Here is a 14,912-nt window from a genome sequence, read left to right as displayed (position 1 = left end):
ATGCTATAATTCGAATTGTTAAGAACGTTAAATATAAATTTAACAAATTCTATTATTTGGAGGTCGATGCTATTGGAACAAACACTTACGCTTGAAAAAATGCACATAAACGGCGAATGGGTTGAAGCACGTAGCGGCGAGAAAAGAGAGATTATAAATCCTTTTAATCAAGAGGTTATCGCTGTCGTTACAGAAGGAAATCGTGCTGATACTGTAGAAGCTATTGAAGCAGCTAGAAAAGCTTTTGATGCAGGTGAATGGTCTAAATTTACAGCGGCCCAAAGAGGTTCTTTACTATTTAAAGTAGCGGAAGAAATTCGTAATGATCGTGAAGAACTCGCTAAACTTGAAACCTTAAATACTGGAAAAACCCTCGTTGAAAGTCTGGCAGACATGGATGGGATTGCTGATGTCTTTCAATACTATGCTGGATTAGCAGATAAAGATGGTGGACAAATGATTGAGTCACCTAATCCCGATTCTGTTAGCCGCGTTGTCCGCGAACCTGTAGGTGTATGCAGCCAAATTACTCCTTGGAATTACCCTTTATTGCAAGCCTCTTGGAAATTGGCTCCGGCACTTGCTGCTGGGAATACAATTGTTATTAAACCAAGCGAAATCACCCCTTTAACAACTATTCATATGATGAAAATTTTTGAAAGAGTTGGCTTTCCAGCAGGCGTCATTAACATTGTACTCGGCCCGGGTGCGACGGTTGGACAAGAAATGGCAGAAAGTCACTTAGTAGATTTAGTTTCCTTTACAGGTGGCGGTGTATCTGGACGTAAAGTCATGCAGGCTGCCGCAGGCAACTTTAAAAAAATCGCTCTTGAACTCGGTGGGAAAAATCCGAATATCGTCTTTGCTGATGCTGACTTTGACACTGCGGTTGACTATGCATTAAATGCGGTCTTCTTTCATGCTGGTCAAGTTTGTTCAGCTGGTGCGAGATTACTCGTTCAAGATGATATTCACGATAAATTTATTTCAGCAGTTATTGAACAAGCCAAAAAAATTAAGCTAGGAGACGGCATGGACGAAACCACTCAAATGGGACCCGTTATCTCAAAAGAGCATCTAGCTAAAGTAGAGCATTACATTGAGCTTGGCAAACAAGAAGGTGCTTCCCTTGTTTTAGGAGGCAAACGTCCAACTCAAGAGTCTTTACAAAAAGGTTTATTCATTGAACCAACTATTTTCACAGACTGTCATGGAGATATGAAAGTTGTCCAAGAAGAGTCATTTGGTCCAATTATGACCATTGAGCGCTTCAGCACCGAAGAAGAAGCGGTGGCACTTGCTAACGATACAATCTATGGATTAGCTGGAGCCGTTTGGACAAGTGATATGAATCGAGCTGAACGTGTAGTAAAAGCACTCCGTATGGGAACAACTTGGATTAACGATTATCATCCCTACTTCCCGCAGGCTCCTTGGGGAGGATATAAGCAATCTGGGATTGGAAGAGAGCTTAGCCACATTGGGCTAGAAGAATATACGGAAATTAAACATATTTATACGAATACAAATCCACAGCCAATGCGCTGGTTTCAATAAAATTCAAGGGGGAATGTAAAGATGTTTATGCGATTTGAAAGAATGGAACGTTTAAAAAGTTTTGAGATGCCAACGGTTGTAAAACATGGAATTGGTGCTGTTAAGCATACTGGAGAAGAAGTAAAAAACCTAGGTGTATCTAAGGTTTTACTAGTAACAGATCCTGGTGTAAAAAAAGTAGGCTTAGCAGACCCTGTAATCGCTAGTTTAAAAGAAGCGGACGTAGACGTTATTTTATTTGACCACGTAGAAGCCAACCCTTCTATTCACGTAGTAGCAGACGGCACAAAAATGTACAAAGAAAATGGATGCAACGGATTAGTAGCTGTTGGAGGCGGAAGCTCAATGGATACGGCAAAAGCTATTGGTGTAGAAGTAGCTCATAATGCTCCCGTCTTAGATTATGAAGCAGCTGAAGGAAAAAAACCTTTAACAAAACGTATTCCTCCTTTAACAACCATTCCTACAACTGCGGGTACAGGAAGTGAAGTCACACAATGGGCTGTCATTACAGATCCTGTTCGTGAGTTTAAGTTTAATACAGGTGGACCTTTAATTGCTGCTCACTTAACAATTATTGATCCAGAACTGCACGTATCTATGCCTTCACATATTACGGCCGGTACAGGAATTGACGCATTAGCTCATGCAATTGAATGTTATACATGTCACTTTGCACAACCAATGACAGACTCTGTTGCTTTATTGGCTATTGAGTATGTTGGGAAATACTTACGACGTGCAGTTGCAAATGGACAGGACATCGAAGCACGCTATGGAATGGCGCATGCGGCTATGCTTGCTGGCCTTTCATATGGAAGTGAATCTGCAGGAGCAGCTCACGCGATGGCACAAACATTAGGAGGCATTTATCCAATTGCCCATGGCCCTTGCGTAGCAGCTATGCTAGGTCCTGTAATGGAATATAACTGGATGGGCGAGCCTGAAAAATTTGCGCGCATAGCTCAAGCTTTAGGAGTTAATACACATGAATTAACGCTTGAAGAAGCAGCTCAAGCAGCTGTTCGTGAAGTATATCAACTAGTTAAAGATGTACAAATCCCTTCTTTAGAAGAACAAGGTGTTCCAAAAGAAGCAGTTTCTCGCTTAGCTCAAGAAGCATTTAATGATCCACAAACGGTTGGTAACCCTCGTGATCTAACTGTAAAAAGTTACGAATGGATTTATAATCGCTGTTTTGAAGCTACACCATTAACCGTATAAAAATAATAAAAAGGCTGTTGATTTTTCAACAGCCTTTTTTATTTACTCTTTCGCTAATTCTTCATTTAAAATATCAATGATTCTTCGGTCGTCAAAAACTTTTACTACTTTTTTCAAGAAATGATAATAATGTTTGGACTCTATAATCTGCGCTAAATTACGCTTTGCTTTTACTGCGATCTCCTCAGGTACATCTTCATCATTTAAGAGAATCTGCAGCTTGTTTTCTGCTTCTTCGATTGCCTCTAAATTAACTGAAATTTCTCTTTGCCACTTCTTACAGAAAAATGAAAAAAAGGACTTAGAAAAATCTTTTTCTGCTTCATATAAGTCTTTTCGAACACCTTTTTTCCACACTTTGTGAACCATATCAATATTTTGCAGTGAACGAATGGATGTACTCATCGTTGGTTTACTCATACCCAATTCTTCACTCATTTGATCTAACGTAACCGGCTCATCCATAAAATAAAGCATGCCATACAGCCTTCCTACTGAAGGTGTGACACCATATAAATCCATCGTATCAGCTAAAGCGCTGACAACCACATCTTCTGCTTCTTTTAATAAATCATGATACTCTTGAACATCACTCATTTACTCTTCTCCTCTTTTGTTAAATTTATTTGAATTATACTTAATAAATTTAATGATACACGATAAAAAGGAAAAAAACAGAAATTCAGTTCAATTTTTTGATAAAAAAGAAGCCTTCTCTTAAAGAGAAAGGCTTAAGACATAGTGGGGAATACTATATGTTTATCTTTCCCGATTTAGATATTATTTATACCGTATATTTTTGATTATTTTCAAACTGATCGTTTTATTTCTTTTTCGGTAATTGTTTCAGCATATCAATAGCATGTAATGTAATTTGAGAAGCACTTTTATTTTCGTTACGTATTTCTTCATAAATCTCTTGTCTATGAATATCTACAGACTTTGGAGCTTGAATTCCTAACTTTACTTGATCACCATTAACTGCAAGGACGGTCACTTCAATTTCATCACCTATTTTGATTGTTTCATTTAACTTTCGTGTTAAAACAAGCATGGACTCACTCCTTATCTATTCCTCTTACTCAAATAACCTGTGCTTCGTTTCGTAAGCTGTATTCATTAAAATCACTTGCTTAGCAAGCTGTTGCTTTGTATTAATAATAACAGGAGCCTGCAAATTAGCTGTTATATTTTCCACAGAATCTGACATCGTAAGCAATACGTAAACAGCTGCATCTTCCGCCTGTTGTAATTGAAGCTTTTCGATTTCCTGAGGTTCTAGTTGAAAATCATAATCTAAAAAAAACTGAAATGGATCCGTGATAATAAAAGCTAATTCTTTGGTTTGAATAGACTGCAGAACTTGGAAAGCTTCGGCTTCGGGAAGTGGTAAAATAACGAATTCAGTTTCTTCCAAAAAACCTGGAATCCCTTGATTGAATGTCAGTGTTTGCTGATTATCTATTTCTATATCTCCATGGTAGCTTGTTGAAATTTTCATCTCATCACACCTTTGTTAATTGATTTTTTCTTGTTATATTTTTCCATTGTAAAAAAGTTCCTTCTGTTTAGAAGGAACTTTTTAACGCAAGAAATCTAGCAGCGTAGGCTGAATAATTTGAGCCCCTACTCCCAAAGCAGCACGATGTACGCTTTCTTGTACGGTTAAATCCGTAATGACTTTTTCAATATCTGCATCTTCATTATTTGAAAGCATCTTAGTAGCCGTAATTTCCTGTGAATCAAGGCGGTTTTCGATCAGCTCAAGCCGATTGCTCCTTGCTCCCAATTCAGATCGCTCCGCTAATAGCGTAGACAGCTGCGTATCTACTTTTGTAGAGAGATCTTTTAGTGAGTTGACATCGTTTTGTTCAAAAGCTGTTTGAACATTGTTCATTAAGTCGAATGCACCTTGTCCAAAAATGTTTTCAGGATGAATATTGACTCTCAGCTGGATACCTTTTGATACTTCAACTGAAAAAGGATCCAGGTTAATGTTCGATTCTATTATACCGCTTGCATTCTCACTTATAGGCGGTGCTCCTACATTTACACCGTTAAAGATATAGTTTCCTGCCACCTGCGTATTCCCTACTTGCATATAATCCAGCTTTAACTGTTCAATTTCACGTGCAATTGCTTGGCGGTCATCACTTTCATTCGTACCGTTTAACCCTTGCACGACCAGCTCTTTGGTGCGCTGAAGAATGGAGTTGACTTGTTCAAGTCCAGATTCTGAACTATCAAACCAAGACTGAGCTTCTGTTAAATTACGTTTATATTGATTTACTTCAGAAAGATTCGAACGATAAGCCATTCCTTTAGTAGCCACTACCGGATCATCTGAAGGACGAGTAATTTTCTTCCCCGTTGATAATTGGTTTTGAAGTGTTTCCAGCTTATTATAGCTATTGCTAATCTGTTTTAACGAATTAGCCGCTAACATTCCTTGTGTGACACGCATCTTTACCTTCCTCCAGTTCCAAGACCGTTTACAATTTTATCAAGCATTTCATCAATCATAGTCACCATACGGGCACTAGCGTTATATGCATGCTGAAACTGAATCATATTGGTCATCTCTTCATCTAATGAAACTGCACTGGTAGACTGGCGCCTTTGCTCCACAGCTCCCTGGAGAGTTTCTGAATTGCTTTTTAAGCGGTTGGCTTGTTGGGCATCTACTGACATTTGGCCAATAACAGATTGATAAAAGCCATCTAGGGAAACAGCTTGATTCCCGGAATTAATAAGCACCTTTTGACGAAATTGAGACAATAGCTGAGCATTTTGTCCATCTCCTTTGCGGCCAGTTCCATCATCTCCAGAAGAGGCCGAAGAAGCAGCTGCAATATTGTTTGTGTTTTGTTTGATTTTATCAGCAATAACAATTCCAGTTGCAGCCCCTTCTTTCTGAGAAATCTCATTAAAAAAGGACATACCAGTTTCACCATCTAGCGTGACACCTTGTTGGTGCTTATCATTAAACCAGTTCACAAACTCATATGCCATTTCATCTAAATCATTAATCATTGAAGCGTAAACACCTGTTTTATTACCACTATTATCTATATATCCAGAAGCCTCGATTAACCCTTTAAGTTTTCCTTGAGGAAATGACTCGGGATTTCGTATCTCATCCCCTATATGAATTTCCGTTACATAGGAATCTTGATTTGTTGTCAAACTGATGGCATTTACTTGATGAGTTTTTCCATCTAAAAGAGTAATAGGCCCTTGAGACGTTTGAAGCTGAACCGTTACCACTCCTTCTGACGTTGCAGAAGCGTTCCCGCTGCTTTTTGTATACTCTAAAGAAACCGGCATAAATTTAGAAATCTCATCTAACAGCCGATCTCTTTCATCATACAAATCATTAGGCAAATAGCCATTCGGTTCTACCTTTTGTATTTGTTGGTTCACGTTATTTATTTGCTCTAGCAAAGAATTCACTTGTGTTACGGCTACGTCACGCTCGTTTTGCAAATCACCTTGAATCGTTTTTAGAGAAGTAGATAAATAAGAGAAAGTATCGCCTACTGCTTCAGCTCGTTCAATCATAACAGACCTGGCTCCTGCTTCTGAAGGGTGTGAAGCTACATCTTGAATGGATTCAAAAAGTTGATTAAAAACAGCTGAAAGTCCATCTTCAGTAGGTTCATTCATAATTTCCTCCATTTTTTCAAGAGCACCAGCGCGCGCATCCCAATACCCCACTTTAATGGTTTCATCTCGATACTGGGTATCTAAAAATGTATCACGTATTCGCTCTACCGTGCTGGCTTCTACTCCCATTCCTATTTGACCCGCAGTTCCAGTCTGATTCATCCCTGGGGCTGGATAAGCTGGGAACGTTTCTAAACTTACTCGCTGACGCGTATAGCCCGGCGTATTTGCATTAGATACGTTATGGCCAATCGTGTAAAGAGCCGCTTGTTGGGCATCCATTCCTCGCTTAGCCACCTGCAAACCATGAAATGTTGAACTCATTCTGCTTTCCTCCGTTCTTTATGCCTTCGAATTAAAAATAGAATTGGACTGAAACGATCTATTATTTGTTTTTGTGTAATTGAACGAATCCTCTCGTTTCGATGGAACAAGAAGGTCTAGTTCGGTATGAATCAGCTGCAAAGACTGTGTAAGCAGCTGATTGTTCAAGTCATTTGCATACTTTATATCTTGAATTATATCTATTAGCTGTTTTTGAAAGGGTATCAAGATGGAGTATTCAGAGAATGAGCCTGCTATTTCTTCAATGGAGCGAGCAGCATGTCCGCTTTTTTCCATCGCTTCTATACGTTTTGTTTCCAGTGCAGAAATAGCAGCTATATGAGATTGCTCTTTTTGCAAAGAAGCCGTGAGTGCCTTTACATCTTGTTTAATAATAAAATTTGTTTTCTCTTTAACAATGACAGACAAACTTTTGTGAAGCGTTACTTGTTTTTCTAGGATCGTTTGAATTTCTTGCACGTTCAATCAATGTCAGTCCTTTTATTTTTTATAGAAATCTACAATACTTTTAGCAATTTCTTTTCCGTTAATTTCGTACGTTCCGCTGTTAATTTGCTGTTTTAGTTTCTCCAATTTTTCAAGTCTTTCTGGAGATGGTTCATTTCCCTGAAGTTTCTTCGCCTCAGATGAAATATGAATCTGATCTTGTGAATTCTTTTTAGAGACCTGTTCTGTTTTTTCTGATTGTTTTTTGTACGGATTTATTCCAAATAAGTTCGATGGGTTAATCTTCATCTCTCTCACCTCTTTTTATATTTGTATCCGTTATCTCTATTCATTATATCGGAATTTCCATCTAAACCTTTAGCATCGGCAAGGAAGTTGAGACCATTTTCACAGTCCTCCTTAAACATAGGTCTATAGATAGAGGACGTGCAAACACTCAGCACACTTTTACTCTTTTTTCCTTTCGTTAGAACGATAGGTGGGACGCGTCAGCTCTTCATTTGAACGAATCATCTCACGATTATGCTTTTCTAAACCATGTTTAATTTCTTGAGAGCATGAATGACAAAGTTTACCTTCTCGAATCTGAGCGTTGCATTGCATGCATGGATAGCTTATATTTGGAAAATTAGTTAGCACTAAGCGACCTTGTCGAATAAATTGGTGAATTAACGAATCTGAAACGCCCGTTTCTTTCATCACTTCGTAAGTCGTTGCTGTACGATTTGCTCGTTTCTTTAAGAATGAAGAAACACGTTGAAACAGAGCTTCTTCTTTGTCAAAACATGATTTACATATGTTTATTGATCCACTTTTTACAAATAAATGACCGCATTCCCTGCAATTATCTAACGTTCCCATATTCGAAACTCCTCATTTGTTTTTTATTTTACTATCGGTCAAAGTTTTAAATTATACATCTTCATGCACGAATTAAAGTGAGCGAACGAACTGAACGTGCACCAGCTTCCTGCAAGCAATTTGCCGCTTGGCGCACGGTTGCTCCTGTTGTATAAATGTCATCAATCAAGAGAAATTCTTGATTCGTAACCATTGAGGAATCGACTACTTTAAATTCCAGCCTTTCTGCCAGCCGACTTCGCCTATTTTTTTTTGATTGCTTTGTTCCTGAACAGCGAACAAGAGGCATTTCTATGTTGTCACTGATCAGTTCAGCTAGCGCTAAAGATTGGTTAAACCCTCTCTCATATAATCTCTCGTCCGTTAAAGGTATAGGAACTAGTATAGCTTTTGGATTACATTCTTTTTTATAGAACTTATACCACTGCTCCTTGAATGCTTGGATAATTTCATAATCTCCTTGAAATTTAAAACGTTCTATTATGCTTTGCATAAAATCATTGTACGTATAAAGAGAACGGTTAAAAAAAGAAGCATCATTCCATTTCTGACAGTCCATACATGTGTCTAGCTCATAATGAGAAGGAGCCAGGTCTCCAAGAGAACGGCCGCATCCTCTGCAAATGCTACTGGTGATGATGGGACATCTTTGCAAGCAAACAGCGCAAATCCTGTCCGTTGAAGAAGGTTTTAACAATGACCTCCAATCGAAAGAAGAGACAAGAGGTTCAAAACAAATCAGACATATTGTCATTGATCAATCAGCCCTTCCTTATAAGCTAGAGCATTCATATATTCAATATGTTCTTTTGCTTTTCGCATAGACAGAGACTGCCCATAATGAAAAAAGACCACGTCTCCTGTTGGAAATTGAGCGCTCCTCCCTACTCTTCCTGAAATTTGAACAAGAGCACTTTCAGTAAAAATCGTTTCTTCTGCTCCCAATACTGCAACATCTATGTTGGGAACCGTTACGCCTCGCTCTAATATTGTTGTCGTTACTAAAATAACTAGCTGTCCTTCTCTAAATTTCATTACTTTTTCTTTTCGCTGGGAATCTTCAGCATGGACACCGTCTACCTTTTCGGTCAGCTTTCGAATCATTTCTGTGATGGGAGCAATCCACTTAATTTGCGGGACGAAGATAAAGCATTGTTTTCCTTCCTCTATTCTTTTTTTCAGCCATTTCTCAACATTAGCAGGCAAAGTATCTGTTTTCATTTTTTTCTTCCAATTGCCACACCATTCAAATCGAGGAACAGGAATAAGCATTCGGTGATAGCGGGCTGGAATTTTAACTACTTGTTTTTTTCCTTGCTCAACTTCTTTTTTTAATGATTCACTTGGAGTCGCTGTTAAATAAATCTTTGATGCAGCGTGTTTAGCTGCTTTTGCAACAGCATAGTGCAGCATAGGCTCTGTCGAATACGGGAATGCATCTACTTCGTCAATAATCAGCACATCGAATGCTTGATAATAATGCAGAAGTTGATGAGTGGTGGAAATAATAAGAGAGGATTCATGAAAACGGTCTTCGCTGCCTCCATACATAGCCAGCACAGACATATCCGGAAATGCCGATTGAATTCTTGGCTTTAACTCAATAACCACATCTGTTCTTGGAGTAGCAATACAGACTTTCTTTCCGCTGTTCAACGCTGATTCAATACCTTTAAATAAAATTTCCGTTTTTCCTGCTCCGCAAACAGCCCAAATTAACAGCTCTTCATCCTTTTTTATAGCTTGAATGAGTTCATTTGAAGCACGTTCTTGAGCTTTAGACAGCGTTCCTTTCCAATTCATCACGCTGCTTTTTGGCAGGACATTGCTTGCTGGTCCTTCCCAGTTTATAAAGGGTGTGCACTCACTTACTTTGCCCATTACAATACATGCTCGGCAATAGTAGCACTCCTGGTGACATCTACTGCATGGAAATGAAGCAAAATAAAAGGGACTATCACTTCCACACCGGTTGCATTTATATCCGTTTTCTTTCTGGGTAAGTGCTTTTTGATAGGAAATATATCCGTTTAGATAATGTTCATGAATGAGGGATAAAGGATAGGGAGTCTGAGTTAGTAGAAGCTGCTTTCCGCTTAGAGAGCGCTGAAGACCTAAAGAGTAGGAGTATGAAGGATTTAAAGGTGGAGTTCTCCACGTATCGATTTTTGAGAGAGGAAAAGCAGCTGGGCTAGGTACTTGAACGGGATTTAGCAATTCTTGTTTAACAGTAAAAAGCATATCTTCATTCCTTTCCATGTTTATCGTACACATCTATATACGCAAAAAAAGGTGTTTTTTCCTGCAAAAAAACCAAATCAAATGATTTGGTTTTCGATTACTTTTTATACCAGCCTATACCGATGGCACCTTCACCTAAATGTGTGCCAATGACAGCGCCAAAATATGAAAGACTCCATTCAATATGAGGATATTCTTGTTCTAAGTCTCGTTGAATTTCTTTTGCTTCATTTTCACGATTAGAATGAATAACTACAGCCTTCATAGGTACATTTTCTTTTGCATCCTCATCAAGAAGCTCCGTGATTCGTTTTAACGCTCGCTTACGCGTACGAATTTTTTCAAACGGAACAATTTTTTTAGATTCAAAATGTAGCACTGGCTTTACTTGAAGCAGACTGCCGATAATAGCCTGAGCAGCATTTAGGCGACCTCCACGCTGCAAGTGAGATAAATCATCTACCATAAAATACGCACGCATTGATAGTTTCATCTCTTCAAAACGCGCAATGATTTCGTCAGGATGTTTATTTAATTGGACCATTTCGGCTCCTTCAATCGCGTAAAAGCCTTGAACCATACAGCTGATTTCTGAATCAAATACGTGCACATCAAAGTCTTCTACCATGCTACCTGCCGTCAAAGCACCCTGATACGTTCCGCTAATTCCACTAGATAACGTAATAACGATAGCAGCATCGAATTGATCTCGTTTTAACTGTTCAAACAACTCTACAAATTCTCCGATAGCAGGCTGAGAAGTGGTTGGAAGATTTTTTGCTTCTTTAATTTTTTCAAAATATTGATCTGCAGTCATATCTACTTCTTCACGATATGTTTCTTCACCGAAAATAACGCTTAGCGGCACCATATGTATATGATAGTTTGATCGAATTTCCTCTGATATATAGGCGGTACTATCTGTAATAATTGCTGTTTTCATAAGATAGGGATCCATCCTTTGTTATATAAAATAATTTCACTCTATTCTACAACATTTAGGATTAAAATGCATGTAACGAGAGGTTTACCTCTTAGTAAAGGCTCCCTCACGTATACATATTAATTAACAAACCTTGAATTTCTCCAACCCGCTTGAGTAAATTTAAACTGTTTTTTTCTTTTTGAAGGATATCATTTGTCAAGTCAACTAGTTTTGTATCCACTTCTTTCACTAATTTATATACTTTAGTCGTTCCTCTATGATTAAACCCTCTTTCTTCATGCAGTTCAAAACCATTTTTAACGACTTCGTTCATAAACTGCTTCACAAGCGTCTTGTATTTCCGCAAAGAATCAATAGTTTGATTTTTCACTAACTGCTTTCCCTGTTCTTCAATTTTATTTATCACTTGAGTTAAATGTTCATTGGTTAGTTCTTTTTGTTTCTTGGCCATTACTCCTGTAAATGAACCCGAACCACTTACTTCTTTTTCTCTAATGAGATTCACTGAAGAAGAAAGACCGTTAATTCGCTGTACCTCCACTATGTATCTCTCCTTTCTCTGTTAGTATACACTTCATTCAATTTAGACTTTTAGATGCGCCAGCTTGATTAGGTGAAAGTTTAGAGAGGCATCCGATGCGTGGATATAATGATTATCCTCTAGCTAAGAGTGATACTTATATGCTGTTCATAAGAAGACAGCTTGTTTTTTCGGGGCGAAGAGGTAACTTTAGGCGTTGCTTTTAATACTTCATTCCAAACGTTAGAAAGCTTCTTCATCATTTGTTGAACTTCACATAAAATAAACGTATCTTTTTTTAAATTAGCCATAATTAATCGCTCAGACATATAGTTGTAAAGAGTATCTAACTGCTCTGCAATGATACCTGCTTGATATGTTAAGCCAATTCCTAGCCGATATAAAATATCGTTGCACTGTTTAATTTTTTCATTCGCTATAAAATAATCGCTGTGTTGAATTGCTATAACAGCTTCATCAATATTTTGAATAAATTTTTCATACATCATAGCTGTTAGCTCTTGCGGAGATTTATGATAGATTAATTCTTCCGTTATAAAATTCAGCTTCATCACCTTCTTGTCTTCTTTAAATCCGTTTTCTATTTATTTCACTAAAAGCTAACTTTTAAATTTTTAAAGGACACCAGTTGAGGTTCGAATAAATTCTTCTACGGCCTCATATGTATCTGAATGTATTAAAGACCTTCGTTTACAAGAGCATGCATCAACTTGATGAACGTTGGTTTGAGGTATGGATGCTTTCTTCGAAGGTTGTAGAATCCTTAAGATTTCCTTTCTGCTTAAGTGAAGTTGAAGGACGAGTAAATGCGCAAAGGTATCACCCTTCGCCTTCCTAAAAGATATTTTCTACCTTTAACTTATCGGTTGTTTTCCTCTCTCATTAAACATGACTTTTTACCCACAATTTCAAAAAAAGTTATAAAAAGAAAAAAAAAGTCCGATATACCTAGCGGTATATCAGACTTTTGGACTTACCTTACTTCTACCCAACCGTTTTTAATTGCCACAACAACAGCTTGAGTACGATCATTTACATTCATTTTTTGTAAAATATTACTTACATGGTTTTTAACGGTTTTTTCACTAATATATAATGCTTCTCCGATTCCTCGGTTACTTTTACCATCAGCTAACAGTTGTAGCACTTCGCACTCACGGCGTGTTAACAAATGTAGTGGACGGCGAATCTCAATTGGTTCGTGCGGATAAGAAGACGATTGTCCTTGAGCTGCTAGTCGACGGTACTCTTTTACTAAACTATGTGTTACTTTAGGGTGTAAATATGAACCACCTTCTGCAACTACTTTCACCGCCTCAATTAACGCATCCGCATCCATTTCTTTTAGCAGATAGCCTCGTGCACCTGTTTGTAAGGCATGAGTTACATATGTCTCATCATCATGGATAGATAAGATAATAACTTTAGCGTCCGGATTTACTTCTACAAGCTTTTTCGTAGCTTCTACACCATTTACAGCCGGCATGTTAATATCCATGATTACAACATCAGGTTGATGTTCTTCTACAAGGTCAATAACTTCGCTACCGTCGTCACCTTCTGCAACTACTTCAAAATCTTTTTCGAAATCTAAAATTCTTTTTACTCCTTCACGGAATAATTGGTGATCGTCGATTATGATAATTCTTGTCTGCATGTTTGATTCCTCCCCAAATCGAACAACAAATGTTTTACTCTATACTGACCCCTATTTATATACATATCTCTGCCTTTTTAAGCGGCTATAATCGGTACTTTAATCATAACAAGCGTGCCTTGGTTAATTTTCGAATGAACAGAAATAGTCCCATCTAACAAATCAACACGCTCTTTCATTCCTATTAAGCCGAACGAATTCTCTTTTTTCTCTTCTTGATTAAAACCGCAGCCGTCATCTTTGACAAGCAAAATAGCGTGTTCATTGTTAAACTCTATCTTCACTTGGATTTCTGTCGCGTCTGCATGTTTTAATGCGTTCGTTACAGCTTCTTGCACTAGACGAAACAGTGCTACTTCTAATTTTGAAGCAGTTCGCTTCTCTTGTCCAATGGAAATAAACGTAATCCGAGGCTTGCCTTCGTTATAATCTTCGATTGTATCAAGATATTTACGCAGCGTCGGAATTAGACCTAAGTCGTCAAGTGCCATCGGTCTTAAATCATATATAATTCGACGCACTTCGTATAGGGCAGAACGAACCATTTTTCGTAAATCTCGAATTTCTTCCATTGCTTCTTTTGCACTACGTTCCCGGTAAATTCGGTCAATTAATTCCGATCTCATCATAACATTTGCAAGCATTTGAGCTGGGCCGTCATGAATCTCTCTTGACAAACGTTTCCGTTCCTCTTCCTGAGCTTCAATAATCCGAAAGCCGAAATACTCTTTTTGAATGGCATCTTCTACTATTTCCCCTACTTGTTTTAAATCACTTGTTAAATAATTTAACACAACGGAAATTTGACCTACTAGGTGATCTGCACGTTTAATTGTTTCTTCCAATGTAAGCAAGCGTCTTTCTAGTTCATCTCGACGATTACGCAGCTGATATTCGCTTTGCTGATTCATCAGCAGCTTGGTTTGTAATTCGTGTGCTTTTTCATAAGCGTCTTTTACTTCAGGCTCTGAATAAATTTGAAAATGTCGGCTCACATCAGACAAACGCTTTCGAGCCAACCTTGCCTGAGTTTCCAATTGATCGCCTTGCTCTATCGTCTCAAGAACTTTCCCTTTTAACACTTCTAACTCTTCTTTAATTTGCTGATATTCTTGTCTGGCATCTTCAGAAAGGCGATAGACTTCATTTTTACTATCTCCCACTGTGCCAATAATCTTCTCAAAAATTTCATCAAGTGCCTTACTTGTTAATTTATGTTTCGACATTTACTCACCCCAAACTATACTCACATTCGGAGAAATGTCTATACGTTCATGCTATATATAGTATTCGTATGACCTATCTGAATTGTGAGGATAAGATCCATATTTTCTCCCTATCTGACTTTTTATATCCAAAAAGTAACGGTTGTTTTTAGTACCCTCAAACTCGACATCAATCGACGCTTGACTCGCTTTATTTGAATA

At 38.0% G+C, this 14,912-nt stretch carries 17 protein-coding genes; 2 read left to right on the top strand and 15 right to left on the bottom strand.

What is annotated here, in order from left to right; genetic code table 11:
• Positions 1-66: 66 nt before the first annotated feature.
• Both betB and gbsB read left to right on the top strand, forming a co-directional pair.
• On the top strand, positions 67-1,557 hold the full coding sequence (gene betB / locus ACFX40_RS18030) for a betaine-aldehyde dehydrogenase (protein ID WP_377255789.1): 1,491 nt from the start codon (positions 67-69) through the stop codon (positions 1,555-1,557).
• Between the two features lie 21 nt (positions 1,558-1,578).
• Positions 1,579-2,781: a choline dehydrogenase gene (gbsB, locus tag ACFX40_RS18025; protein ID WP_252123947.1), complete on the top strand. Its 1,203-nt coding sequence runs from the start codon at positions 1,579-1,581 to the stop codon at positions 2,779-2,781.
• A gap of 42 nt (positions 2,782-2,823) precedes the next feature.
• On the opposite strand, the gene cudC is transcribed toward gbsB, so the two are convergent.
• From cudC to ACFX40_RS17950, 15 genes are all read right to left on the bottom strand, one after another.
• Positions 2,824-3,378 carry a choline uptake/conversion transcriptional regulator CudC gene (gene cudC / locus ACFX40_RS18020; RefSeq protein WP_028409671.1) on the bottom strand — a complete coding sequence of 185 codons (555 nt, stop codon included), beginning with the start codon at positions 3,376-3,378 and terminating at the stop codon, positions 2,824-2,826.
• A 226-nt stretch (positions 3,379-3,604) separates the two neighbouring features.
• Entirely contained in the window at positions 3,605-3,835 is a 231-nt protein-coding gene (gene csrA / locus ACFX40_RS18015; protein ID WP_013085431.1) for a carbon storage regulator CsrA, read from the bottom strand.
• Between the two features lie 24 nt (positions 3,836-3,859).
• A complete protein-coding gene (gene fliW / locus ACFX40_RS18010) occupies positions 3,860-4,282 on the bottom strand; it encodes a flagellar assembly protein FliW (RefSeq protein ID WP_050690875.1) in 423 nt (140 codons plus the stop codon).
• Between the two features lie 81 nt (positions 4,283-4,363).
• Positions 4,364-5,245 carry a flagellar hook-associated protein FlgL gene (flgL, locus tag ACFX40_RS18005; RefSeq protein WP_060745858.1) on the bottom strand — a complete coding sequence of 294 codons (882 nt, stop codon included), beginning with the start codon at positions 5,243-5,245 and terminating at the stop codon, positions 4,364-4,366.
• Between the two features lie 2 nt (positions 5,246-5,247).
• Positions 5,248-6,771 (bottom strand): flagellar hook-associated protein FlgK, encoded by a 1,524-nt coding sequence (gene flgK, locus ACFX40_RS18000; RefSeq protein WP_028409674.1) that lies wholly within the window; start codon positions 6,769-6,771, stop codon positions 5,248-5,250.
• Positions 6,772-6,789: 18 nt separating this feature from the next.
• Positions 6,790-7,251: a flagellar protein FlgN gene (locus tag ACFX40_RS17995; RefSeq protein WP_223269021.1), complete on the bottom strand. Its 462-nt coding sequence runs from the start codon at positions 7,249-7,251 to the stop codon at positions 6,790-6,792.
• A 21-nt stretch (positions 7,252-7,272) separates the two neighbouring features.
• Positions 7,273-7,527 carry a flagellar biosynthesis anti-sigma factor FlgM gene (flgM, locus tag ACFX40_RS17990; RefSeq protein ID WP_028409676.1) on the bottom strand — a complete coding sequence of 85 codons (255 nt, stop codon included), beginning with the start codon at positions 7,525-7,527 and terminating at the stop codon, positions 7,273-7,275.
• Positions 7,528-7,686: 159 nt separating this feature from the next.
• Positions 7,687-8,100 carry a TIGR03826 family flagellar region protein gene (locus ACFX40_RS17985; RefSeq protein WP_098333914.1) on the bottom strand — a complete coding sequence of 138 codons (414 nt, stop codon included), beginning with the start codon at positions 8,098-8,100 and terminating at the stop codon, positions 7,687-7,689.
• Between the two features lie 61 nt (positions 8,101-8,161).
• The gene (locus tag ACFX40_RS17980) at positions 8,162-8,797 is read right to left on the bottom strand and encodes a ComF family protein (protein WP_253351967.1); all 636 of its coding nucleotides are present in this window, start codon (positions 8,795-8,797) and stop codon (positions 8,162-8,164) included.
• Positions 8,798-8,850: 53 nt separating this feature from the next.
• Positions 8,851-10,359 carry an ATP-dependent helicase ComFA gene (locus tag ACFX40_RS17975; RefSeq protein WP_377255785.1) on the bottom strand — a complete coding sequence of 503 codons (1,509 nt, stop codon included), beginning with the start codon at positions 10,357-10,359 and terminating at the stop codon, positions 8,851-8,853.
• Positions 10,360-10,438: 79 nt separating this feature from the next.
• Positions 10,439-11,284, bottom strand: a complete 846-nt coding sequence (locus ACFX40_RS17970) for a DegV family protein (protein WP_013085440.1) — start codon at positions 11,282-11,284, stop codon at positions 10,439-10,441.
• Between the two features lie 106 nt (positions 11,285-11,390).
• Positions 11,391-11,828, bottom strand: a complete 438-nt coding sequence (locus ACFX40_RS17965; RefSeq protein WP_028409681.1) for a YaaR family protein — start codon at positions 11,826-11,828, stop codon at positions 11,391-11,393.
• A gap of 119 nt (positions 11,829-11,947) precedes the next feature.
• Entirely contained in the window at positions 11,948-12,379 is a 432-nt protein-coding gene (gene fliS, locus ACFX40_RS17960; RefSeq protein WP_081085243.1) for a flagellar export chaperone FliS, read from the bottom strand.
• A 422-nt stretch (positions 12,380-12,801) separates the two neighbouring features.
• A complete protein-coding gene (locus tag ACFX40_RS17955; RefSeq protein WP_013059772.1) occupies positions 12,802-13,485 on the bottom strand; it encodes a response regulator in 684 nt (227 codons plus the stop codon).
• A gap of 77 nt (positions 13,486-13,562) precedes the next feature.
• Positions 13,563-14,711, bottom strand: a complete 1,149-nt coding sequence (locus ACFX40_RS17950) for a sensor histidine kinase (protein WP_028409683.1) — start codon at positions 14,709-14,711, stop codon at positions 13,563-13,565.
• Between the last annotated feature and the right edge of the window lie 201 nt (positions 14,712-14,912).

It is taken from the genome of Priestia sp. YIM B13552, assembly GCF_042787775.1.
GTDB classification, from domain to species: Bacteria; Bacillota; Bacilli; order Bacillales; family Bacillaceae_H; genus Priestia; species Priestia megaterium_E.
The sequence above is the reverse complement of the archived record's forward strand: the minus strand, read 5'-3'. Positions and strand labels throughout refer to the sequence as shown.

Coding starts and splice junctions, on each gene's coding strand:
- fliW (WP_050690875.1), bottom strand. CDS start 4,282: ATGAAAATTTCAACAAGCTACCATGGAGATATAGAAATAGATAATCAG.
- ACFX40_RS17950 (WP_028409683.1), bottom strand. CDS start 14,711: ATGTCGAAACATAAATTAACAAGTAAGGCACTTGATGAAATTTTTGAG.
- csrA (WP_013085431.1), bottom strand. CDS start 3,835: ATGCTTGTTTTAACACGAAAGTTAAATGAAACAATCAAAATAGGTGAT.
- ACFX40_RS17985 (WP_098333914.1), bottom strand. CDS start 8,100: ATGGGAACGTTAGATAATTGCAGGGAATGCGGTCATTTATTTGTAAAA.
- gbsB (WP_252123947.1), top strand. CDS start 1,579: ATGTTTATGCGATTTGAAAGAATGGAACGTTTAAAAAGTTTTGAGATG.
- flgK (WP_028409674.1), bottom strand. CDS start 6,771: ATGAGTTCAACATTTCATGGTTTGCAGGTGGCTAAGCGAGGAATGGAT.
- flgM (WP_028409676.1), bottom strand. CDS start 7,527: ATGAAGATTAACCCATCGAACTTATTTGGAATAAATCCGTACAAAAAA.
- ACFX40_RS17955 (WP_013059772.1), bottom strand. CDS start 13,485: ATGCAGACAAGAATTATCATAATCGACGATCACCAATTATTCCGTGAA.
- betB (WP_377255789.1), top strand. CDS start 67: ATGCTATTGGAACAAACACTTACGCTTGAAAAAATGCACATAAACGGC.
- ACFX40_RS17975 (WP_377255785.1), bottom strand. CDS start 10,359: ATGGAAAGGAATGAAGATATGCTTTTTACTGTTAAACAAGAATTGCTA.
- ACFX40_RS17970 (WP_013085440.1), bottom strand. CDS start 11,284: ATGAAAACAGCAATTATTACAGATAGTACCGCCTATATATCAGAGGAA.
- cudC (WP_028409671.1), bottom strand. CDS start 3,378: ATGAGTGATGTTCAAGAGTATCATGATTTATTAAAAGAAGCAGAAGAT.
- flgL (WP_060745858.1), bottom strand. CDS start 5,245: ATGCGTGTCACACAAGGAATGTTAGCGGCTAATTCGTTAAAACAGATT.
- fliS (WP_081085243.1), bottom strand. CDS start 12,379: ATGAAGCTGAATTTTATAACGGAAGAATTAATCTATCATAAATCTCCG.